Consider the following 23,847-nt stretch of genomic DNA (forward strand, 5'->3'; position numbering starts at 1 on the left):
ATAAATAAAATACTTATTGGAGAAGGCTTGATTGCTCAGGGGATAAACCAATTTTTACTTTAGTTTGTGCGACAATTTCGGATTCATCGGTATCATTCGGATGAAAATCAAACTGATAATAAGAGAAAAATTGCGGTACCAGCTTACGATAGGCTTGCACTGTAAACCCAGCAAACTTAGTCCAAGACTTAAGGTTTAATAATTGTTTGTCTCTCGACATCAACACCACTTGATATACATTAGAAAATAGCGTGATCAGCACAAGACTAAATGTAAAAATTGCCACGCGAGGAATGTAGGCATCTAAGCCCTTGCCATATAAGTATTCATACATGTCATAAGCCACAGCCTTATGTTCAGTTTCCTCAACACTGTGCCATAACCATAAATTACGAATAGTGGTATCGGTCATTAACTCATTGACATTTTTCATCATCTCCACCACCAACACTGCGGTGTAATGTTCCAAACCCACTGTGACCAAGAGATTCCATTTTTTAGGAAAAGCACGTTCAACCGCTTTTAATATGATCCCTGTGACTTTTTCTAAAGATTCAGGATCTAAACCATATTGTTGTGCACTGACATGAAAAGCATGATGTTCTTTAGAGTGCATGGCTTCTTGTCCAATAAAGGCTCCAATATCACGGTCTAATTGTGGATTATTTTTAATTTTTTCACGTAAAGCGCGCACTGAACGGACAAAGTACGATTCACCTTCAGGAAAAAGCGTCGATAAACCTGTGAAGTAATGGGTAAAGGTTGGTTCATCATTACACCAATACTTGGGCATATCCTGAAATTGATAATCCATGCGACGTACTGGAAATGATGCAGGTGTTTTTTGCTTTGATTTTTCTTTCACCGCTGATATAGACATGGTTCACCTCAAGAATTTATCTTAAAATAACAAGTTCCAAAAAAGAACTTGTTGAGTTAAAATAATGATCCATGTTGATCTTGTCAATGGTCTGAATACGTTAAAGCTTTAGGTTGTCCTTAAATGACAGACCTGTTCCTATAAAGACAATCTGTAAAGACAAAAGATAAAACCAAGCTATCAAAATAACATGATGATGAAATGATAAAGTAATAAGTTAAGGGCTGAACACATTGAAATGAATGATTTAATTACATGAATTTCACCTATTTCAGGCAATCTTAGAACTTTACTGATGATCCAAAATGTATGTACACAATCAGCTTTTTCAGTACTTGTATTCGCATATAAATAATTCTTCCTATTTTTGTTTTGAGAAAACATATGAACAAAAAGATCCACCTTACTTTAAAAAGTTGTTTGATCAGTTTAGTACTTAGTAGCATGGTCGCTTGTGGAACTAGCGCTGATTCCGCAAATAATCAATCTGAAATCAATCAGCAAAAACAGACTCCCTCATCATCAAATCAGCATAAAAAGCATGCGGCTAAAGATCAAACAGGAAAATTTATTGCGATTTACCAACCCGCTAGAAATGCCCAAACCAAGATCGAAGAAAAATTCTGGCGCTTGAATTATTTATTAGAAGACTTTGCGAAATATATGAACAGCTATATCAATATACCGCAGGATATCAAAGTGATTGCCAAAGAATGCGGTGAAGTGAATGCATTCTATGATGCTGATACTTCCACAATAGAGATGTGTTATGAATTAGGTGAAGAACAAAGAGAGCTATTTTCTCAAGCAGGTGCTAAAGGTACCGAACTTGAAGATGAGCTGTTTCAAAGCGCACTTGGTACTTTGTATCATGAGGCAGGCCATGCCTTGATAGATACACTTGCATTGGATATCCCTTATAAATTCGAAGAGGATTATGCTGATCAAGTCGCTGCTTATATCCTAACAACTTATGATGAAGATAAAGATTATTTAATTTCTATTTCAGACTCTTATGGGCTAGAGCAACAAGGGCCAGCCATTTCAAGAAAACTTACACCAGAGGGGCACTCACCTGAATGGGTAAGAGCAGAAAATTTCTTATGTTATGTTTATGGGTCTGACTCGCAAAAATATGCGTATCTGGTCAAAGAAAAATACTTACCCAAAAGCAGAGCACTTGGCTGTAAAACTGAATATTCAGCATTGGTTCAAAGATGGGATGCTTTGCTTAAAAAACATTTAAAATAAACGGCCGTCAATAAATGCAGGAACCATTCATTCCTGCAATATCCTGCATGCTCAGCCAAAAACTTAAAACCTGTTTTCACCCATCGTATTTTCACCTGATGAGTGATCATTTATTCTATAAAAATGTGACTAATAAAATTAATCTTTTAAAAGTAAGGTGCTTAGTTGATATCTTAGATCTCAGCAACAATTCAAATTAAAGTTAAACATCACACTTAATCTCTCCATCAAAAGCGATTAAGTATGCTTCTGTTTTATTTTCTATTTCTATTTGGATTTCTGTCTCGATTTCTAGCGCTATTGCCATGTCAATGATTTGTCATAAAGGTGACACCTTGCTGTCACAAGCGCTGTCTAATGTGTGGGCATCTTTATTATGGACGAAGCACATGTTAAAAAAACCGAAACGATGGTTATCGTACATTTATATTTTCCCAATTTTACTGGCACTCACCGCTTGTAATGATTCAAATGATGATCAGGCCACTACCCAGCCTGATGGATCTAAAAAACCATTATTGCGTTGCGCACCATAAACATAAAAATACCAAAGGGAAATATTGTGATTAATCGTCGTCAATTTTTAGCAAATACACTTAAAACAAGTTTTGGTGCTGCTGCCTTATCTACATTTCCAGCCAGCATTCAAAAGGCATTGGCTATTCCTGCAAATAATAAAACAGGAACCATTCAGGATGTCGAACATGTGGTTATCCTGATGCAGGAAAACCGCTCATTTGACCATTATTTTGGTACATTGAAAGGCGTTCGTGGTTTTGCCGACCGCTTAACCATTCCTTTGCAAAATGATCGTACTGTATGGCAACAACAACGAAGTAACGGTGCCTTATTAACGCCTTTTCATTTAGATGGATCAAGTAATAATGCACAACGTGCACCCGGTACAAACCATACTTGGGTGGATAGCCAAAAAGCTTGGGACAACGGCCGTATGTCAAACTGGCCAACCCATAAAACTGATTATGCAATGGGTTATTTTAAAGAGCAGGAAATCCCTTATCAGTTTGCTTTAGCCAATGCTTTTACCATTTGCGATGCATATCACTGTTCAATGCACACAGGTACAGATGCCAATCGTTCATTTCATTTAACGGGCACCAATGGTGCAGTACCGACCAGTACCGCATTTGTGAATAATGAATGGGACTGGATTGATGGTGATCCCCAAAACGTTGATGTCGGCTACACATGGAAAACCTATGCTGAACGTTTAGAAGAAGCAGGTGTTAACTGGATTTGCTATCAAAACATGCCGGATGAATGGGGCGATAACATGCTCGGTGCATTCCGTACCTTTAAAAAAGCCAATATTGCTTCAGGCTATCCAGTTTCAAGTGGTGGTGCGCCGAATAGTCCATACAATAAAGCAGCGCAACCATTGCCTTATAAAGCTTATGATGCCACAACCGATAATGCTAAAAATCCACTGTATAAAGGTATCGCAAACACCCTGCCCGGCAATAAACCCGAAGAGTTTTTAGATGCTTTTAAAAATGATATCAAAACAGGCAAACTCCCCCAAGTGTCTTGGATCAATGCACCTTCTATCTATTGTGAACATCCAGGTCCATCAAGCCCAGTACAAGGTTCTTGGTTTATTCAAGAAATCTTAGATGCTTTAACAGCAGTGCCAGAGGTTTGGAGTAAAACCGTTTTCTTGATCAATTTTGATGAAAATGATGGTTATTTTGACCATGTTCCTTCTCCATCTGCACCGACCTTACAAGCAGACAATACTTATGCAGGTAAATCCACACTCAGCCAAGCTGATATGCAGCATGAATATTATCTACATGACGCGCCACTAGGCAGCAGCAGCCAGCCTAAAAAAGACAATGGTGTTTATGGACCGGGCCCACGTGTACCACTCTTTGTAATTTCACCATGGAGTCGTGGTGGTGTGGTTAACTCTCAAGTGTTTGATCATACGTCAGTATTAATGTTTTTAGAACAACGCTTTGGGGTAAAAGAAACAAATATCAGCCCTTATCGTCGTGCGATTTGTGGTGATTTAACCTCAGCATTTAATTTTAAAACCCCAAATGAAGATGTACTGCCAGAATTAAATGGTAAACAAACCCGTGAGCAAGCAGATCAACTTCGTTCAGCTCAGCAAAAGTTGCCCAATGTTCCGATTCCAACCAATTTACAACTTCCAATTCAAGCCAGTGGTATTCGCCCATCTAAAGCATTGCCTTATGAATTACATACCAGTGCACGCTGTCAAAATGATGGAACAGTCAAACTCTTGTTCTCGAATACAGGGACTCAAGGCGCAGTTTTTCATGTCTATGACAAGTTAAATCTCAGTCGTGTTCCGCGTCGTTATATTGTAGAAGCGGGTAAAACACTGGATGATGTTTGGAATGTGAAAAAGGATAATCAAGGCTTATACGATCTTTGGGTGATGGGACCAAATGGTTTTCATCGCCATTTCAAAGGTGATTTAAATCGTAATCAAAGCCTGCAAATCAATCCTGAAATTCGAGTGTGTTATGATATTGCCAATGGTAATGTTTATTTAGACCTGACCAATACGGGCACAAAAGATGTTGAACTGGTCATTAACCCAGTCGTCTATCGTAGTGATGCAGCGTTAAAAATCACTGTAAAAGCAGGTCAAACATCAACACGACATTGGGAACTGAAAGATACATGGCAATGGTATGATTTTGCCGTAACCTGTACTCAGGACACTAAGTTTTATCGACGCTTTGCAGGACGCGTTGAAACAGGTGCAGATTCTGTCAGTGATCCAGCGATGGTTTAATATTTAAAGAATTTTGAATATTCAGTTTTTTAGATTATTAACACTGAATCAAAATTAACAGCATCCCAGCTTTATTTAAAACTGGGGTGCTTTTTTATAGTGCTTGCTTAGGAACACGTCACTCCTTCCATCACCACAGCTTTATTGGCTTCTGTCGCAACAACAGAAGCGGCAATCGCTTCGACAACCTTACTCAATGACTGTCGTGAAACACTGACTATATCAACAATTTTATTGCCATCTGCACCAACTGCATCGGTAAATGCCATTCGACAACTGAGTTGTCGGTTAGGCAAAACTGCATTTTGTACACCTGTTGGCTGATTTAAGGGTCTGGCTGGATCATCACGTTTAATAATCCAAGCAACTGCCACCTCAATATCCCGATTCATCGAACCCATTAACGAACGTGTGTTGGAGTGTTCGATAATATCAAAGCGAGAAAAGTCGGTTGCAATACGGTAAGAGACTTTACCACCCGTCATACCACTGCTGTAACGATCGACAGCACCTAATTTCTGTTGCAAACCCGCAGACAAACCATCACGTAACTCTGCCCCCAACGTGGACGTCCAGCGTTCATTATCCAATACATTAGATTTACCACTGCTGTCCTGTAAGACTAAGGGGGCCCTGTTTAAACGGTCGGGTAATCCCACTGGCAGTACTTCAATCACCCGTACATTTGAACTCACCAACGGTTTAACCGTTGGCGTCAAGCTATAGTAGTTTGGTGTAGGCGAACTGGAACAGCCCGTTAAACCCACAACGGCCAATAATAGAGCACAACCTGCTCGACTAGACTGCGGCAAATAGGACAGAAAATGTGAGCTATTTTTTTTATTTAGCATTCTTAACCTCAGGCGTTTTCCCACGAATGAGTGATTCTGGGTGTTGTTCAATATAGTCAGCCATTAGCTGTAAAGATGCGGCAGCACGTGTCATTTGCTGTAAAGCACGGCGTACATCCTGTTGCATTGGCGCATCACTGGATAGAATGGTTTCAGTAGAGCGCATGGTTTTACGTACATCATCCAAAGTCGCCTGTAGTCCTGGCGCAACTTTGCCATCCAACTGTTTCACCAATTTATCTGTAGAGCTAATCGCTGAATTCATATTATTGAGGGTTTTACGTACATCCTGCCCAATTTCCACCAATGGGAATTTATTCAGTTTATCCGCAATTTGCGATACTTGTGCTTGTAATCCCTTCAACTCGGTTGGTGTGGTTGGAACCTCAATCACACCATTTGATCTGATGATTAAGTTTGCTGGTTTTGCTTTAGGGAATAGATCAAAGGCGATATAGTTCTGCCCTGTCAGTAGATTTCCGGTGCGCATCTGAGCACGCCAGCCTCTTTCGATAAAGCGTTTAAAAATAACACCATCAGGATCAAGTTCTTTGCCATTGGCTAAACGAGATGGATAAATGACCCCCTCAGCCCGCATCCGAATCTGAGTATAATTTGCATCAAACTCCGCATTAATCGACTGAATATTACCAATTTCAATCCCCATAAAGTCAATCGGTGCACCTGCCGACAAGCCACGTAAAGACTGATCAAAATACATAATGATACGGTGTGGATTGCCATCTGGTTCTTTCAAAGCTTCAGTACGAGAATCCCATAAATTAAAACGACTTTGATCCGAAGCAACAGCAGCATGAGAATTCTCAGGATAACCGAAAGCAATCCCGCCAGCGATAATACTCACCAGAGACTGGGTATCTAGCTTAAATCCTGATGCACTTAAGCTGACATCGACACCACTGGCCTGCCAAAAACGCGCATCTGTGGTCACAAACTTATCATAAGGTGCTTGAATAAAGGTCTGTAACTCAACACTCTTACCATCTTTGGCCAACTGATAAGCCGTGATTTGACCCACATTGATCTGACGATAATAAATAGGAGAACCGATATCCAGTGAGCCTAGGTTATTGGCTTTGAGGAAAAAGATTTTACCCGGTACATCTGATGAGATGACTGGAGGAACTTCTAAGCCAGTGAACTCATCCTGTTTTTGTTCTGCCTTACCGCCATCAACCTCAATATAAGCACCCGACAATAAGGTATCAATTCCTGAGACACCACTGGCACCGATGCGGGGGCGAACCACCCAGAAGCGTGAGTCTTTTGCAGCAAAATTACTGGCATCCTTACGCAGTTCAATTTTGGCAATGACATGTGAATGATCATCGGCAAGATCAATTTGGCGAACAAGACCGATATCCACTTGTTTAAAACGAACAGTCGTCTTACCTGCAACCAGCCCTTCAGCCGTTCTAAAAGCAACATTAATGGTCGGGCCAGTATCTAATACCGCTTTGACTGCCAACGACAGACCTATAAGCAAGGCAATAAACGGAATCAGCCAGATCAACGATGGTCGCCAGCGTCCTTTATTTTTCTCAGGTTCAGGCAAAATCTGCTGCGTTTCATCTACAGCATGAGGATCCTGATGATCTGAGCTTTCGTTATTGGTTTTATTTTCAGACATACACACCCATCATTGTTTTATTGACTGGAATTGGATAAATCATGATTCAAGGGAGGATGATCCACGTGAATCACATCTGAGCCTTGCAGGGAAAGCCCGTTCTTGTTGTGCGTATTCTGGGCAGCAGAATAATTATCCCAAATAATACGCGGGTCAAAACTCAGTGAAGCAAACATGGTTAAAACCACCACTGCACCAAAAGCAACCGCGCCCGGCCCAGCGAGAATAGTTGCCAGTGATTGAATCTGAATCAAAGCAGTCAATAAAGCCACCACAAAAACATCTATCATCGACCATCGACCGATAAACTCAACAATCCGATAAAGCATTGAGCAATGCTCAGGTGAAAAGTGCAATCGTTTAGAAGACTGCATTTTTACTGCAATCAACAGAAAACACAGAATTAAAAGTTTTAACATGGGAATAAAAATACTGGCCATAAAAATAACAGCAGAAACCAAATAATCCCCATTCTGCCAAAAATAGATCACACCACTCATGATCGTATCTTGCTGACTGCCTAACAAAGAATCTGTGACAGTCATCGGAAGTACATTGGCTGGAATATATAAAATACTCGCAGCAATCACCAAAGCAAGGGTTCTGTCTAAGCTCTTTGGTTTACGTTGATGCAGCACACTATGACATTTCAAGCAATGTGAAGTGTGTTTTGTTTCAGCCTCTGGAACCTGTTTATTGAGCGTTCCACAGCAATGACAAAGCACCAAAGACAAATCTTTGGCTCTTGGATATTGTTGCGAATTTTTATTGTCTGTATTCGCTGAGTATTTTGAAAAATTAGCCTGAGACTGTTCAGTTTTCATGAGAGTCTCCTGTCGATCTCATCCCAAAGATCTTTGACTTTTACTGAGGCAATATAAACCAGCAATACACTCAGTATGGAGAATCCCCATAATGCAACGCCTGGAATCACCACAACCATACCGACCAGTTTAACCAAGGTGACCAATACCCCAATCAAAAATACCTCAACCATTCCCCATGTTCTAAATAAAAACAAGGTACGGAATGCTGCAACTAAATAACGAGGCCGAACTTTAAAAAAATGAACTGATGAAAGGACATAGAACAGCAGCAATAAATCCAATAGAGGCACCACGAAAGTCGTGATAAGAATCAACACGCCTACGGGCCCTTGCCCTGCATGAAACATTGCCCATGCAGCACCCAGTAATGTTGTCTGGGAATCATTCCCCTGCAATTCCACCTTAACAATCGGGAAACTATTGGCAATCACAAATACGATCAGCGCTGTTGTTACCATTGCCAGTAAGACACTAAATGGTTTGCTTTGCCGATAAAGCTCAGCCCCACAACAGAGACAATAAGCACGCTCACCTTGGGTCAGCTGAATTCGATGATAGAGCGTGTCACATTCCTCACAGGCAACCAGTGTTTGCGGTGCAATATCACCATTTTGAATCAATGCTTGCTGATTCAAGGACACAGAAACTGGCGGACAGGAGGACGGCTCACGCATAGAACATCAACACCATTTTATAAATTCTTTTTAGACCGAAGCTCATCTTGCTATATTTTACTGAGATGTATACAGATGAGTTGTGATATTTTTTGATGATATCCTGTTGGTTTTATATAAACAATTGATCTGGCGAAATCTAGTCTAACAATTGACCATGCATTTTATCTATTTGCAATAGCAAGCGCCAATTTTGACATGATTAAATACACAGTCGTTGCACCAAAAAATCGATAAAGACACGAGTTTTTGCAGGCAAGGTTCCCGTATTCGGATAGAGCAATTGGACATTTTGCACAGGTAAATCAAAATCAGCTAACACCCGAGTTAAACGATTTTGCTGAATATCTTCATCGACCAACCAAGCTGGCGATATCGCAACACCCAATGAAGCAAGTGTCATCTGATGTATCGCTTCTGCTGAATTAGATTCATACTGACTTCTAACAAAAGGCAATGTATGTTTTTCACCTTGATCATTTTGTAAAACATATTGCGCATCCTGCCAATTCAATAAGCGATGACCAATCCAAGGAACATGTGCTAAATCAGCAATACTATTGATTGGATAACGTTTTAAAAATTCAGGGCTGGCAACCAAATAAATCGGATATTCAGCAATTTTTCGTGTCCGCATCGATGAGTCTTTTAAGTTTCCCAACCGAATGACCAAATCTAATTTTTCAGTGACTAAATCATCTAAGGAAGAATTAAATGAATATTGTAGCTGTAATTGAGGATATTGGCGGCAAAACTCACCCAGCAAAGGTAAGATGAATTTCCGTCCAAATTCATTGGTCGATGAAAAACGCAATATCCCTGTGATACTTGTGGCTAAGTTTTGACTGCGCTCAAAAGCTTCTTCGATTTGCAATTGAATGTGTTTGAAATCCTCATAAAAGCTTTTGCCTATTTCAGTCAGTGCGATATTACGCGTATTACGAATCAGCAAACTCACATTTAAATGCTGTTCTAAATGCTTGATATCAATACTCACCATCGATCGACTTAACCCCAAAATCTCCGCTGCCTTGGTAAATGATCCTGAATCAACCACTTGCAAAAAACTTATAATCTGTTTTAGGTTTTTTTGCATAATCACACTGATTGTTTGAAATTATTAAACAATGATTTTACTTCGCATGCATCGACAATAAAAGGCCTGAATCGTACCCTCCTGCATCTTGGAGGTCGCTATGTCATATCGCTATAAAATAGCAACAGTGTTTTTACTTGGTTCTTTATTGATTGCATCAATATTTTCATGTCTGCAATTGCCTTACCCGATATAGCAACAGCTTTCTCAGTCAGCCCATCGATGGTTGCATGGGTAAGCAATGCTTATATTTTGGGTTTGGTTTTAATCATGCCCATGAGCTTATGGTTAGCAAGCGTATTGGGTGATCGGAAATTGCTGTGTTATTCAATGCTGCTTTTTTCCGTCAGCGTTTGGTTGATTGGCATGAGTGAATCAATCCATAGTTTAATTTTTTGGAGATTTGTTCAGGGTGTGGCTGGCGGATTATTAATCCCTGTCGGTCAAGCATTGGTATTTGCACTGTTTCCAAACCATGAACGGCAACGTATCTCCACAATGATTATGGCAATTGCATTAATTGCACCAGCCTTTTCACCAACGATTGGCGGCATGATTATTGATGCTTTATCTTGGCGTTGGGTGTTTTTCGCCAATATCCCCTTTACCGTGATCACTGCTTTTTTAGCATGGCGATGGATCAAAGAAAATAAAGCTAAAACGTCCGGGAAACCTGACTTTTTAGGACTGTTTATGGTCAATGTCAGCCTATTGTGTTTGTTACTCTCTTTCTCATTATTTAACGATTACCATAGTGTTTTACTCGCGATCAGTAGCTTTCTACTTTCCATCACAATGCTTCTGATTTATCTCAAATACGCGAAAGGATCTGCTCATCCGATTCTTAATTTGCAATTGTTAAAAAATTATAATTTACGCAATGCATTTATCGTTTATTACGCAGTACCCGGTATTTTTACTGGTGTGAATTTACTAAATATCTTTAATTTACAACGTAACCTTGGGTTTAATGCAAAACAGACTGGCTTATTTATGCTGCTCTATGCAGTAGGTGCATTGGTATCGATGACCAGTGGTGGGCTTCTCTATCGTCATCTCGGTAAAAAGCAGCTTTTTATAATCGGTATTACGCTACATAGTTTAGGAATTTCACTGCTGTTCTGGGTTTCAAATGCCAATGATTTAAGTACCTTAATTGTTGCTTATCTACTGATGGGAATGGGTGGTGGTCTAAGTGCCAATACTGCCCAAATCAGTGCCCTCATCGATTTTAACGGCCAAGACCTATTACAAGGCAGTGTGCTGTGGAACATTAATCGACAAGTCGCTTTTAGTTTAGGTACAGTTGTCCTTATTTCAATTTTTAGTCTGTTGCCTGCTGCAAATGATTTAATACGTTATCAGCAAACTTTTATGATTGCAGCTCTGCTGTGTCTCTTATCATTAATTTCCATTTTTAAGGAGAAAACCCATGTCTAATCCTATGGACAATGCATTACAACATGTCATCGATTTACATATTTTGATTGAAAATGTATTTACTGGTCAAAATGCAAAAGAAAGCCTAAATCAACTCTTAGCCAGTTTTGATCCAAATTTTAAAATGATTACGACGCAAGGCAATGTCATTGGTTTACCCGAAATAAATGCCTTGTTTAGTCAAAATATAGGTAATAAACCTGCGTTAAAAATTAAAATCTTAAATACGCGTGCTTTATTTGAAGCAGACAACCACTGCTGGATTCAATATCAAGAACATCAACAAAGCCATGAACCTGATACATTACGGATATCGACGGCTTGTATCAAAGTTGAATCAGGTCAATATTATTGGGTTTATCTACATGAAACATTGGTCAATTTAGCCTAATCGAGTTAGATACTACATGCTCTAAAGACTGCTAATAAAATTCAGCAGTCTTATATTATTCATCGATCTACCTAGCTGAATTAAGTGCAAGGTAAGTGGCTTTATCTTATAGTGATGTAAAGTCCCAATTATCCTCAGCATAAGAGAATAAAATAATGGAAAAAAATAGACACAATAAGCATTGGAAAAATCAACAAATACGACCTGATAAGTTTTAACCTTAAATAAAAAAATCCCATGAATTAAAATGAGCTCATCACATTCATTGAGAAATCCACCAATAAACCCAGCTTCATATATTATTATATTGTGGAAAGTTTAAAATCGTTGGATTTATAAAGACCAAAAATGAATGCATTAGAACTGATAAAATTTCTGGGTCATAGCAGTGTCTATGCAGAATTTAACGACTTCTTGACTCAGTATGATGTAAACAACCGACCAAAAATCAGTCGCGCATTGGACACCATTATTGCAATCCAAGGACAAGGGCTTTCGATGTCTTTTGATATTGATGCCGAGGCAAGCGGAATCACACCCAAAAGTGAGGGAACATTTATATTTAGCCAACTTGAAATACGACTATTTGGCGATGAAAAGAAAAACGGCCTTTATTCTGGCCCAATCCCCTATGAGCTCAAAGCAAATGACAGTAGAGAAGCTATTGTAAAGAAGCTTGGCACACCAAAACGTAGAATGCCTGAAATTGATAATTACTATATAGATGGCGTTGTTTGGACAGTCGCTTTTGACGGAGATCATTTGGAGTTCTTGCAGCTGGGCATCCCCAGCAATGGGAAGCGAAAATATGGACTATGCCCTTAATCACATTGCACTTAATCCATACTCTAATTTTATAACAAATAGATCTTCTCGCATTTCCTTAATGTTCATTGATTTATTTGATGATGGTTTATTAAAAATTCTTTTCATCACAATTTAGTTAAACCCACACTCTTCACCATTAGACTGAATTTTAAAACGGTTCTTTAAATCAAAGAACCGTTTCGTAATACAGAGCCCTTAGAACTTAAAGCTATAATCTATATTTAAACGAGTTTCATTGGCTGAGTGAAAGACCATATTGGTTGGCATATCATTTCGGTAATGAGAAAAACGTGCTCGCATGCCTAAGCCTTTTAACTTCCCTTCTGGGATTTTATAAGCTAAATCTAGCTCCATCGATTCTTCTTTAAATCGTTTATCGCCATAACTAAGTAAATCAATATCTTGCCCTTTGGCATAGCGGGTCATAAAACGCAATCCATTGAGAGAAATATCAGCTAATTTTACATTTTTAAAATCATATTCATAACGCAGTGAATAGACTTTCTCGTCTTTATTGGAATAATCCGAGCTCATAAAATCAAGCACCACTGGACTTTCTGTTCCCGACAAAAATGGTAAGCCTGTCGAACCAAAAGCCTGCATATAACCCAAAGACAGGGTATGGTTTTGATAATTTAAGCCAAATAATCCACTTAAATGCTGATTATCTACATCACCAATTTTCTGCCTACCTGCCTCCTGACTATTGAAAAATCGTACATCGCTTAAAAAAGTTAACTGTTCATTTAAAGGCTGTTTACCATTGAAACCTAAAAATTGCTGTTGGTAGATATCGTGCAGTTCAGCCTGATAAGCACGGATTCGATATGCATCATTGAGTTGATAAGCGCCACCAAAACTATAGAAGTAATCTGTTGTTGCGGCTCGATCAAAACGACGATTGATATTGTCCGTACCGACATCACTATAATGAATCGAATCACGCTGTCGCACTTGGTCTACATAAAAACCTTCCAATTGTAACTTTGGAATTTCATTGGAAACAAACCGAGCACCTCGATAAGTTTGAGGGAACAAACGCGCAGGTGAAGAAAAAATCGTGGGCAATCGTGGAACCAAATCCCCCACAAAAAGCTCATTTTTCTTAAATTTTGCTTTGGCAGTCAGCCCTATTTTCCCATAATAATCATCTCGTGAATTATCTGCATTTACAGGTAATAAGTTACTCCGTGCATAGTCATCGGCTCGATCTCCAATTAAGTTAAATCCAGCCATTGCCAATACATCAACACCCAAACCAACTGTTCCATCGGTATAGCCCGATTGACCATTAAAGATAATACCTTGTGCCCAATCGCGCGCAGCAGTATAAGGGTATGGATCTTGTTTATAGTCTCGGTCAAAGTAAAAATTTCTAAGCGTTAGCTCTGCACTGCTGTCTGTCACTAAATCGGCATGCGCCAGAGCACTAAATAATGGGCAAAAGTATACCCACACCCACAAAGATGTTTTTTTCATTTTTTTATCTCAACTATTTAATTTTTAGAGGATTAAGTTGTTGTTTTAAGCGTATAGACTGCTTCATTTTTATGTCGATAAAATGCATTACCTAACATTAAAATAAGTACAATTGCCAAAATAAATACCACCCCGTAATATGCATAAAGCGTGGCTGGCGCTAAACCTTTATCTAAAAAAACGCCTGCTATAGTTGGTGATAAAATGGCACCAATACGTCCAAAACCGATGGCATAGCCTACGCCACGGCTACGAATATCGGCGTCGTAAATTGTAGGTGAAATAGAATATAAACCTGCAATACAGCCATTAATCAGCGTTCCAAGTAATAGGCCAACAATCAATGCCACGCTCACTTGGGCCGAGACAGCCACGAATAAAAACACACATGCGGCAGTTAGTCCTAAAAATAGACTTAAGGCATAGAAGATTTTGATACGGGATGCCAGCAAACCAATAATTGCTGCACCAAAGATCCCACCAATACTAATTAAAATACCTGTGGTAACCCCTTGTTCAGGTGACATTCCCATTGAAATTAAAATTTTCGGTGTCCAACTCATCACAAAATAAAAGCCAAACATTACGAGAAAGAAAGCACCCCATAGGCACAATGTTTGAAAGCCCTGTTGCCCCCCAAATAATTTAGCAAAATCTCCGCCACCCTTTGCATCACTTTTTGCATAATCAGGTAAGGCATCTAGATGAGTTAAGCCCATACGCTGTAATACTGAGTTCATTCGCCCTAACGCTTGTTGTGGTCTTTTTGCCAACAAATAATCTAAGGACTCAGGCAATAACCATATACTCACCAACAGCATTGCAATGGTTGTGATCCCACCTGCAAGGAAAATCGAGCGCCAGCCTAAATGTTCAATCAGTGTCAGTGACAATATCCCACCAAGTGTGGCACCAATCCCATATCCTGTAGACATTAAACTGACCGCAAAACTTCTCCAGCGCGTATTAGCATACTCACTGGCCAAAACATTGCTACTGGCAAGAATACCGCCAACCCCAATCCCTGTGACAAAACGAAGGACTGCCAACATGCTATGACTATTGACAAAAGCACATGCCAGCATGCTGATTCCAGCGATCACCAAACAAATTAAGATCAGTAAACGGCGACCAATTTTATCGGCAAGTGGTGCCAGAAAAATCGAACCAGCAGCCATACCAAATAGACCAGCACTTAATAACAAACCGATTTGAGCACCAGAAAGCGACCAATCCGCTGAAACTGAAGGTGCGGTAAATGCCATAACCATGACATCAAAACCATCAATAATATTGAGGAAAACACAAATCAAAATCACAAACCATTGATAGCGGCTCATCTTATTTTGACTTATCTCACCAAGCACATCTCTTTCCATTTGTGTATCTCCCAATCTGGATAGGATATACACACAACATTACTGAACTGCGTCGTTGGGTGGTTATGCATATCCGTATCCATAATTACCTAGAGGAATAATTTAATTTTTAAAACTCGTTTTTGAACAAGAATATTTTTTTGGAGCGTCCTGCTCTATTTCATCTTGATTAATTGGATCCAAAAAATCAATAGCATTATTAAAAAATATTTTCAAAATTAGATTAAAACCTATAAAACACATGATTTAACTCAATATATTTAAATTAAAAGAATGAAAAACGAATATGCATATTTGAAAATTACACTAAAATGGATCCATTTAGTTCATTTAACCTCTTCTAAGTAAGTGACCTTATTGAGGATATTAAAAAAGTCCACCCCCTTATTTTTTAAATATTTCAGTTTTCGCAATGTGAAAGGTATTCAACAAAAACACACATTGGATCCAAAATATAAATAAAAGTACAACTAACCACATAAATCTCGTAGAGATAATTTTTAAATAAAAACAGTAAAATATCGATAACCACAAAACAAATAAGCCTAAATCAAAGAATTTAATGATCAAAAATGATCATTTTATGGATTGACCGTTTACTTGTGTTGATATAAATTGGATCCAATAAGTGATAAGGAGTCATCACAAATGTTTATAAAAAATGCATGGTATGTTGCTTGCTATCCTGAAGATATCCAAGACAAGCCGCTTGGTCGCACCATCTGTGGTGAAAAAATTGTTTTCTATCGCGGCAAAGAAAATAAAGTCGCTGCTGTTGAAGATTTTTGTCCACATCGTGGCGCCCCTTTATCATTAGGCTATGTTGAAGATGGTAATTTAGTTTGTGGTTATCATGGTTTAGTCATGGGATGCGAGGGAAAAACCATTTCTATGCCAGCTCAACGCGTAAACGGTTTACCCTGCAATAAAGCCTATGCTGCTGTAGAAAAGTTTGGTTTTATTTGGGTTTGGCCAGGTGATCAAGCTTTGGCTGATGAGTCCAAACTCCCAACACTAGAATGGGCAGATCATCCTGAGTGGAGCTATGGCGGTGGTTTATTCCATATTGATTGTGATTATCGTTTGATGGTCGACAACCTTATGGATCTGACCCATGAAACCTATGTTCATTCGAGCAGTATTGGGCAAAAAGAAATTGATGAAGCACTTCCTGTCACCAAGGTCGATGGTGATCATGTCATTACTGAGCGTTATATCGAAAATGTCATCGCTCCCCCATTTTGGCAAATGGCACTTCGTTGTAATAACTTAGCAGATGATGTTGCCGTAGATCGTTGGCAACGCTGCCACTTCGTTGCACCAAGTAACGTACACATTGAAGTGGGTGTCGCTCATGCAGGATATGGCGGATATCATGCCCCTAAAGATAAAAAAGTGTCATCGATCGTAGTTGATTTTATTAGCCCTGAAACAGAAACCTCACATTGGTATTTTTGGGGAATGGCACGTAATTTCCAACAAGATAACCCGACCCTCACTGATCTCATCCGCGAAGGTCAAGGCAAAATCTTTACCGAAGATTTAGAAATGCTGGAACAACAGCAACAAAATATTTTACGAAATCCCCATCGCCAGTTACTGATGCTAAATATCGATGCTGGTGGCGTACAGTCACGTAAAGTGATTGAGCGATTACTGGCACAAGAAAGTACGCTCACGCCTGAAACAACAAAACATAAGTTTCCAAATATTCGGGTGATTTAAAGGAGAATACACATGGATGTTGTTATTGATAAAATTCATCAACTTACTCCATCAATTCGAGCATTTGAATTGGTTTCAAGCAATGGTTCTGCCCTTCCAAGCTTTGAGGCAGGTGCACATATTGATGTACATCTCAAAAATGGCTTAACCCGCCAATACTCACTTTCTAACTGTTGTCGTGAAAAACATCGTTATGTGATTGGTGTTTTACATGATGAGCATTCCAGAGGTGGCTCTCGTTGTATGCATACCGAGTACCGTGAAGGTGATCAATTACGTATTGGCGCACCACGTAATTTATTTGAAATTCATCCTCATACCCAAAAGGCAATCTTATTTGCAGGCGGTATCGGCATTACCCCGATTCTTTCAATGGCGTATCGACTTAAATCCCAGCGGATCCCATTTGAATTGCATTATTTTATTCGTAGTCATGAAATGATTGCTTTCTATGGAAATTTAACCGAGCACTTTGCAGGTCAGATTTATTTTCATATTCAAGATCAACCAGAAACTCAATGTGATATGTCGTCCGTCTTGGAGCAGAACGCATCCGATAGACATTTATATGTTTGTGGGCCAGCAGGTTTTATGGCATTTGTGATGGAGTCAGCTCAACACATGGGCTGGCAGACAGAGCAGCTACATCAAGAACACTTTGTCGCACAAAAGTCAGAGGTATCTAACAATGCGGCGTTTACCATCGAAATCAAAGGCAGTGACTGTCGAATCGAAGTACAGCCTCATCAAACAGCAACCCAAGCCTTAATTGAGAACGGTTTTGATGTCCCTGTTTCTTGTGAACAAGGTATTTGCGGAACCTGTATCACGCGTGTGCTTGCAGGAATTCCAGATCACCGTGATGTATTTATGACTGACGAAGAACATGCATTAAATAACCAGTTTACCCCCTGCTGTTCCCGCGCAAAATCTACAAATTTGCTGATTGAACTCTAATGAAAAACAGCCCTTTGATTCGATTAAAAGAGCTGCTTAGGGTCTGTTGATATTTCTTTTCGGTTTTATTGAGACAACACGTTTCTTAAAGTCTCGCCCAAAACCACAACACTACTATGTTCCCGCATCAATGTTTCAGCACGCCCAGCTTGTCTATGCATTAAAGCATCGTAAATTGAACAGTGCTGTAGATGAGCATAATGTAAGCGACGATATTCTGAAAGTGCTTGAGTTTGGTCATAGGTAATGGCTTGGGCCGAGGCCATGGGCAACTGATTGTTTTTGGCTAAGGCTTGGATCAGCGCAACATTTTGTGCACCTTGAATAATGGTATCGTGAAAAATCACATTAAAGTGATGATAACGTTCCAGTTCATGATCACCAAACTCAGTTTTTCCATCAAAAAGTTTTTCAGTTTCGACAATGCAATTTTGTAGTGTTTTTTTCTGTTCTTCCGTCAAACCTTGTTCTGCAATGGTTTTAGCAGCCAGTCCTTCAAGGATACCACGCACTTCAAGTGCATCATTGATCAGTTTTTCTGAAATTTCTCGAACCGTATAACCTCGAGTCGGATTTTTAATCAATAAACCTTCTTGCTCAAGCAAACGAAATGCCATACGCACAGGCTGTCTTGATACCCCAAGCAACTCAGCCGTTGGGATCTCTGCCACTCTGGCACCGCCCTCTAGCTCCCCAGCAATAATCATTTTTCTAAGTTTAATTAAAACTTGTTGACCTGAAGACATTCACTGTCACACGCTATCAAAAATACCCTTTGATGCTAACAAGTTCATCTATAAAATGAAAACAAATTTTCGATTTGAATCTATTTGGTTTGAAGCTAATGTTTTGGTTTAAGAAGTTACATTACAGACATAAAACCTACTTAATATTAAATTCAACCTTAACTATAACTATTGATACCCTCTCAATTGATGCAGTTTTTTGATAAAAAAGCAACGCGTGTGCTTTTTTATCAAATCTTTAATATATCAATTACATAGAATAATAATTCTATTAGTCAACAGCGATGATTGTAGGCTCGCTAGAATTATAATCAATATAGTGCCATCCATTTAAAACGGTTGAACAACTATAGTCATCACCACTTAAATCATAAAATGTAAATCCCCAACCTTTTGTATTACGAAATTGTATGCGGCATTGATATATCTTACTGATACCGCCTATTACATTCCCTTCAGCAATACCTAATGCTTTTGCGCAATCAGATGTATAACCTGGTTTTACATTGACTTCCCATTTCAACTCACAACGGCTTCCTTCAACTTTATCAATTTGCTTTTTATTCAACGTATCTGTCACTAGTTCTAAGCTATATCCTGCAGATTTTGGATAGCCAACCTCATAGTTTTTACCCTCATTATTTTTAAGGGAAACCACAATGTACTCTTCATTTTGATCAATACTTAAAATATTTAAATTAGTCATTTTAATTACTCTTTGAGTTATGGAGTAAATAAATTATTATTTTCCAATTGGTAAAAAAATACCCAATTCTTGGTATTTTCTCATTCTTAAGTATTTATTTTTATAAAATAATTTGTAACATCCAGAACCATTTGTTTTTTAAATCTCAAAATTCCAGTATTTTTTATCGCATTATTTATGAACAATCACACTACTTTTTTCTAATCTTAGTATCCTTTTCTTAACTATATCTTTTCATTGTTTATCAAAAAGTTGCTTAAAATACTTTAAAAAAAACTTTAAATAAAGCCATATCATTTTAAATTTAGCTTAATCATAAACATGAAGATCAAGCTTTTTATTTTGCGTTTAATTTGGTTAGCAACAAAAAAGTCACCTATATTTAATTAAGATTTAAAAACCTTGCTCAAAATAGGTAACTTTCTATTTTTCAAAATTAATGACTAAGCAAGTCTGAACGACTACCCTGCATCTCATTAAATGTTTTAATTTCATAAGGTAAACCCACATAGTTTTCAGCCAATGTGGTTAAACCCGCATGTGAATCTAAAATATAACTCAATTCAGCCTGCTTAATTTTATGATCAAACTCACTTTCCGTTTCAAAACGATGTAGTAAATGCGTCATCCACCATGAAAAACGTTCTGCTTTCCACACACGTTTTAAGCATTTTTCAGAATATTCCTCAATGCCTTGTTCTGAACCATTGAGAAAAAATTCAATTAAGGCATTTGACAAATAAGCGATATCAGATGCAGCTAAATTTAAACCTTTTGCCCCTGTCGGCGGAACGATATGTGCGGCATCTCCTGCTAAAAATAGTTTCCCAAATCGCATTGGTTCTGTCACAAAACTGCGTAAAGGTGCAATACTTTTTTCAATTGAAGTACCTGTAACCAAATTTTTACGACTTTCTTCATCAAGGCGATTTTTTAACTCATCCCAAAATCGTTCGTCAGACCACTCATCAACATGATCCGTCACAGGAACTTGCAAATAATATCGGCTACGGGTTTTTGAACGCATACTACATAAAGCAAAGCCACGTTCTGACTGCACATAGATCAATTCATCTGAAACAGGTGGAACATCTGCAAGTACACCTAACCAACCGAATGGATAAATCTTCTCAAAAGTTTTGATTTTATCTTGTGGCACGCTTGCACGACAGACTCCATGATAACCATCACAGCCTGCAATAAAATCACATCTAAGCTGGTACGATTGACCATTTTGCTGAAAGCTAACATACGGGTTTTGCTCAAAATCATGAATTTGCACATTCTCTGCTTCGTAGTAAGTGCACAAACCTGCCGCTTCACGTGCATGCATTAAATCTTTTGTGACTTCCGTTTGTCCGTAAACCGTAACTTGCTTACCCTGAGTTAACTCAGATAAATCCACACGATGCTTTAAGCCATTGGTTAAAATTTCAATACCATCATGCGCTAAGCCAAACTTGTTTAGATTTTCATCCACACCCGCTTGCTTCAATAAATCAACCGATACTTGTTCAAGTATCCCTGCTCGAATACGTGCAGCTACATATTCAGCACTGCGTTGCTCAATGATCACGTGCGAGATACCTGCTTTAAACAACAGTTGTCCAAGTAATAGCCCAGCTGGGCCTGAACCAATAATCGCAACTTGCGTGGTTAAATTTTCCATAACATTTTCTCCATATCCTGACCATTAAATTAATTTTTTTGATCTCTTTTTGATATGGTGAAAACTGGATAATCGCCGTATAGTGGCAACAATGACCGTATATCGGCCATAAAATTATAATCAGGAATGGATGCACGATGAGATACGATTTAATTGAGAACGAGGTTTCAGGTGAAACCATTAAGCAAGATGATTACATCGCTGGACTCGCCAAAGGACTGAGTTTGCTTGAAGCCTTTGGGGTTGATCGTCAAAAACTCAATTCGACTCAAATCGCAGAACGCACAGGATTGAGCCGTACAGCGGCACGAAGATATTTACGCACTTTAAAATATTTAGGTTATTTAGAAACTGATGATCACTACTTTTGGTTAACTCACAAAGTATTACGCTTATCGAGCTCCTATTTAAGCTCTGCACATCTGCCTAAAGTTGTGCAACCTATTCTCAATCTGTTAAGCGCACAAACCAGTCTGACTTTTTCACTGGTGGTTTTAGATGAACATGAAGTCGTTCCAATTGCCCGAAGCTACCTACCTCAACACGATAATTTACGCCTCAGCCCGTATGGGATGCATTTGGGCAATCGTTTGCCTGCACATGCAACCTCAACAGGCAAGGTTTTATTGGCAGCGTTAAATCTAGAAGAACAAAAACACTGGGTAAATAAATATACTTTGAAACGCCTCACCGCTTATACCATTCAAGATGAAGTCCAGTTTTATCAAGTATTGGCAGAGATTCAAAAACAAGATTATTGTCTATCAAAAGAACAACATGAATTAGGGGTTATTGCGATTGCAGTTCCAGTATTAAATGCACAAGGCAAAGCCGTCGCTGCATTAAACTGTATTGCACAAACACATCGTGTCACTGAAGAACAGCTGATTCAGCAAGTTTTGCCTTTACTGAGAAATACAGCTTATGAGTTAAGGAGTATGGTTTAAAACACGCTGAAAAAATTTTAATTGGGGCCAATCTTGCAGCCGACGTATCAATAGAACTCAAATATTTTTTTAGTCTGTAAATATACTTGTACAAAGCAACATAAATTTATAAAACATAAAGATCCATATTGATTTTTACCACCAGCTTAAAAGATAATAATTATTATTCGCATATTTATAAAAATCAATTTTATGACCCAATCTATTCTTATTCAGCCAATAGCAAATCGTGTACTCAGCTCTATGACTTTGGTCAGTTATAAAAATACAAACAGATGCTGTAAAACACCTGTTTCTGCTAAAAGCACTATCAGCCAACAATTAAACCTGAACTGAATTTAATCTCATTTTTCTGTAAATCATCAGTCCCCGTACTTGAGCAATCAATAAGTTTACTCGACTGGGTTAATCACACCACTGTTATCGAATAGGTCATTTTTCATGTTGAAGAAAACTTCTCTCTACTTGGCGCTAGGCGTGTTAATCATGCAAATCTCAATACATACTTTTGCCGATAACAGCATTCGTATTGGAGAAACACAAAACATATCTTCCGCTATTTTAAATGAAAAAAGACCATTACAGATCTATCTCCCTGCTACATATGGCAAATATCCCAAGCAAAAATACCCTGTGATTTATCTATTAGATAGCGAAAGTAACTTTCATTATTTGACAGGAATTGTCGAGAAATTATCGAAGTCACCTTATCCCTCGATTCCTGAAATGGTCGTTGTGGGCATCGTCAATACAGATCGTGCTCGAGACTTAACCCCAACCAAGCAAAAGCCTGAAATTAATGAAGGACGTGTAATTGAAGGTGAAACTGGTGGAAATGTCGCATTTTTTAAATTTTTAGAATCTGAGCTCATGCCTGATATTGAGAAAAAATATCGTACGAATGGGTTAAATATATTGATTGGTCATTCTTTCGGAGGTATTACCGCACTCAATCATATGCTCAATGGTCAACAAAATATCCAAGCCTATATTGTCCATGACCCTAGTATTTGGTGGGATGATGAGATCATGTTGAAACGTTTTAAGGAAGCGAACAATCAAGATTTTCAGCATAAAACTTTATTTTTAACCCAAGTTGGTGCCAGTGAAAATACAGACAGTTTAGACAACCATTACAAGGGTATCAAAAAGTTCAATCAATATTTAAGTCAACAGCCTTTTACTCAACTGAACTATAAATATGTCCAGTATGAGGGTGAAGATCACGGTACTGTACCAATCAAAGGTAATCTTGATGGTTTGCGTTATATTTTTGAAGGTATGCGAGTCAATATTAAAGCGATCCCAGAAAATCCCAATCTTATAAAACAACATTATGCTCAATTAAGTCAAAATTTAGGCTTTGAGATACAACCCAGTGAGGCTTACTTAGATCGTGTTTTAGACTATTTAAAGCGTTCAAACAATCCAAAAGTGATACAACAATTTCAGGACTATATCCTTTCGATCTATCCTCAATGGCGTGTTAAAACATCATCATAAAAACGTATATGATTTAAATGTGCCACAACGATATGACCGCTTATTTAAAGTGTTCA

Annotated in this window: 20 protein-coding genes and 1 pseudogene; 10 read left to right on the forward strand and 11 right to left on the reverse strand. The window is 38.5% G+C overall.

Annotated elements, in window-relative coordinates:
* Positions 1-13: 13 nt before the first annotated feature.
* The gene (locus F981_RS01825) at positions 14-880 is read right to left on the reverse strand and encodes a metal-dependent hydrolase (RefSeq protein ID WP_004717697.1); all 867 of its coding nucleotides are present in this window, start codon (positions 878-880) and stop codon (positions 14-16) included.
* A gap of 384 nt (positions 881-1,264) precedes the next feature.
* Here F981_RS01825 and F981_RS01830 point away from each other — a divergent pair, with 384 nt between their 5' ends.
* The 3 genes from F981_RS01830 to F981_RS01840 all read left to right on the forward strand — a co-directional run bounded on the left by F981_RS01830 (position 1,265) and on the right by F981_RS01840 (position 4,922).
* The gene (locus F981_RS01830) at positions 1,265-2,131 is read left to right on the forward strand and encodes a DUF4344 domain-containing metallopeptidase (protein WP_004717699.1); all 867 of its coding nucleotides are present in this window, start codon (positions 1,265-1,267) and stop codon (positions 2,129-2,131) included.
* A gap of 389 nt (positions 2,132-2,520) precedes the next feature.
* Entirely contained in the window at positions 2,521-2,667 is a 147-nt protein-coding gene (locus tag F981_RS23835) for a hypothetical protein (RefSeq protein ID WP_016539485.1), read from the forward strand.
* Positions 2,668-2,693: 26 nt separating this feature from the next.
* Complete coding sequence (locus tag F981_RS01840; RefSeq protein WP_004717702.1) at positions 2,694-4,922, forward strand: phosphocholine-specific phospholipase C; 2,229 nt, start codon at positions 2,694-2,696, stop codon at positions 4,920-4,922.
* Between the two features lie 107 nt (positions 4,923-5,029).
* Here the strand turns inward: F981_RS01840 and F981_RS01845 are convergent, their stop codons facing one another.
* The 5 genes from F981_RS01845 to F981_RS01865 all read right to left on the reverse strand — a co-directional run bounded on the left by F981_RS01845 (position 5,030) and on the right by F981_RS01865 (position 10,021).
* The gene (locus F981_RS01845; protein ID WP_004717703.1) at positions 5,030-5,773 is read right to left on the reverse strand and encodes a PqiC family protein; all 744 of its coding nucleotides are present in this window, start codon (positions 5,771-5,773) and stop codon (positions 5,030-5,032) included.
* A complete protein-coding gene (locus F981_RS01850) occupies positions 5,763-7,430 on the reverse strand; it encodes a PqiB family protein (protein WP_167468956.1) in 1,668 nt (555 codons plus the stop codon). Before F981_RS01850 ends, F981_RS01845 begins: the two co-directional genes overlap by 11 nt.
* Positions 7,431-7,441: 11 nt before the next feature.
* Positions 7,442-8,248, reverse strand: coding sequence for a paraquat-inducible protein A (locus tag F981_RS01855; protein WP_004717708.1), 807 nt, complete (start codon positions 8,246-8,248; stop codon positions 7,442-7,444).
* Positions 8,245-8,925 carry a paraquat-inducible protein A gene (locus tag F981_RS01860; protein WP_004717709.1) on the reverse strand — a complete coding sequence of 227 codons (681 nt, stop codon included), beginning with the start codon at positions 8,923-8,925 and terminating at the stop codon, positions 8,245-8,247. The genes F981_RS01855 and F981_RS01860 overlap by 4 nt, the downstream gene beginning before the upstream one ends.
* Before the next feature lie 202 nt (positions 8,926-9,127).
* Positions 9,128-10,021 carry a LysR family transcriptional regulator gene (locus tag F981_RS01865; protein ID WP_004717711.1) on the reverse strand — a complete coding sequence of 298 codons (894 nt, stop codon included), beginning with the start codon at positions 10,019-10,021 and terminating at the stop codon, positions 9,128-9,130.
* A gap of 100 nt (positions 10,022-10,121) precedes the next feature.
* Here F981_RS01865 and F981_RS01870 point away from each other — a divergent pair.
* The 3 genes and pseudogenes from F981_RS01870 (at position 10,122) to F981_RS01880 (ending at position 12,677) form a co-directional block, all read left to right on the forward strand.
* Positions 10,122-11,461 (forward strand): annotated as a pseudogene (locus F981_RS01870) (MFS transporter).
* Positions 11,454-11,852, forward strand: a complete 399-nt coding sequence (locus F981_RS01875; RefSeq protein WP_004717714.1) for a hypothetical protein — start codon at positions 11,454-11,456, stop codon at positions 11,850-11,852. The pseudogene F981_RS01870 and the gene F981_RS01875 overlap by 8 nt, the downstream one beginning before the upstream one ends.
* Positions 11,853-12,200: 348 nt before the next feature.
* On the forward strand, positions 12,201-12,677 hold the full coding sequence (locus F981_RS01880; protein WP_004717716.1) for a hypothetical protein: 477 nt from the start codon (positions 12,201-12,203) through the stop codon (positions 12,675-12,677).
* 198 nt (positions 12,678-12,875) lie between these two features.
* On the opposite strand, the gene F981_RS01885 is transcribed toward F981_RS01880, so the two are convergent.
* Positions 12,876-14,159: an OprD family outer membrane porin gene (locus F981_RS01885; protein WP_004717718.1), complete on the reverse strand. Its 1,284-nt coding sequence runs from the start codon at positions 14,157-14,159 to the stop codon at positions 12,876-12,878.
* A gap of 32 nt (positions 14,160-14,191) precedes the next feature.
* Positions 14,192-15,538 carry an MFS transporter gene (locus F981_RS01890; protein WP_004717720.1) on the reverse strand — a complete coding sequence of 449 codons (1,347 nt, stop codon included), beginning with the start codon at positions 15,536-15,538 and terminating at the stop codon, positions 14,192-14,194.
* Positions 15,539-16,186: 648 nt separating this feature from the next.
* On the opposite strand from F981_RS01890, the gene F981_RS01895 reads away from it, so the two are divergent.
* Positions 16,187-17,263 (forward strand): aromatic ring-hydroxylating dioxygenase subunit alpha, encoded by a 1,077-nt coding sequence (locus tag F981_RS01895; RefSeq protein WP_004717724.1) that lies wholly within the window; start codon positions 16,187-16,189, stop codon positions 17,261-17,263.
* A gap of 12 nt (positions 17,264-17,275) precedes the next feature.
* Positions 17,276-18,220 carry a PDR/VanB family oxidoreductase gene (locus F981_RS01900; protein ID WP_004717725.1) on the forward strand — a complete coding sequence of 315 codons (945 nt, stop codon included), beginning with the start codon at positions 17,276-17,278 and terminating at the stop codon, positions 18,218-18,220.
* Positions 18,221-18,285: 65 nt separating this feature from the next.
* Here F981_RS01900 and F981_RS01905 read toward each other — a convergent pair whose 3' ends face one another.
* The 3 genes from F981_RS01905 to pobA all read right to left on the reverse strand — a co-directional run bounded on the left by F981_RS01905 (position 18,286) and on the right by pobA (position 21,341).
* Positions 18,286-18,966, reverse strand: a complete 681-nt coding sequence (locus tag F981_RS01905; RefSeq protein WP_004717728.1) for a GntR family transcriptional regulator — start codon at positions 18,964-18,966, stop codon at positions 18,286-18,288.
* 271 nt (positions 18,967-19,237) lie between these two features.
* Entirely contained in the window at positions 19,238-19,672 is a 435-nt protein-coding gene (locus tag F981_RS01910; protein ID WP_004717730.1) for a hypothetical protein, read from the reverse strand.
* A 436-nt stretch (positions 19,673-20,108) separates the two neighbouring features.
* A complete protein-coding gene (pobA, locus tag F981_RS01915; protein WP_004717731.1) occupies positions 20,109-21,341 on the reverse strand; it encodes a 4-hydroxybenzoate 3-monooxygenase in 1,233 nt (410 codons plus the stop codon).
* 137 nt (positions 21,342-21,478) lie between these two features.
* On the opposite strand from pobA, the gene F981_RS01920 reads away from it, so the two are divergent.
* Together F981_RS01920 and F981_RS01925 are read left to right on the forward strand one after the other, a co-directional pair.
* Positions 21,479-22,288: an IclR family transcriptional regulator domain-containing protein gene (locus F981_RS01920; protein ID WP_004717733.1), complete on the forward strand. Its 810-nt coding sequence runs from the start codon at positions 21,479-21,481 to the stop codon at positions 22,286-22,288.
* Positions 22,289-22,729: 441 nt separating this feature from the next.
* Positions 22,730-23,791 (forward strand): alpha/beta hydrolase, encoded by a 1,062-nt coding sequence (locus tag F981_RS01925; RefSeq protein WP_004717735.1) that lies wholly within the window; start codon positions 22,730-22,732, stop codon positions 23,789-23,791.
* Positions 23,792-23,847 lie beyond the last annotated feature (56 nt).

It is taken from the genome of Acinetobacter guillouiae CIP 63.46 (assembly GCF_000368145.1).
Classification (GTDB): domain Bacteria; phylum Pseudomonadota; class Gammaproteobacteria; order Pseudomonadales; family Moraxellaceae; genus Acinetobacter; species Acinetobacter guillouiae.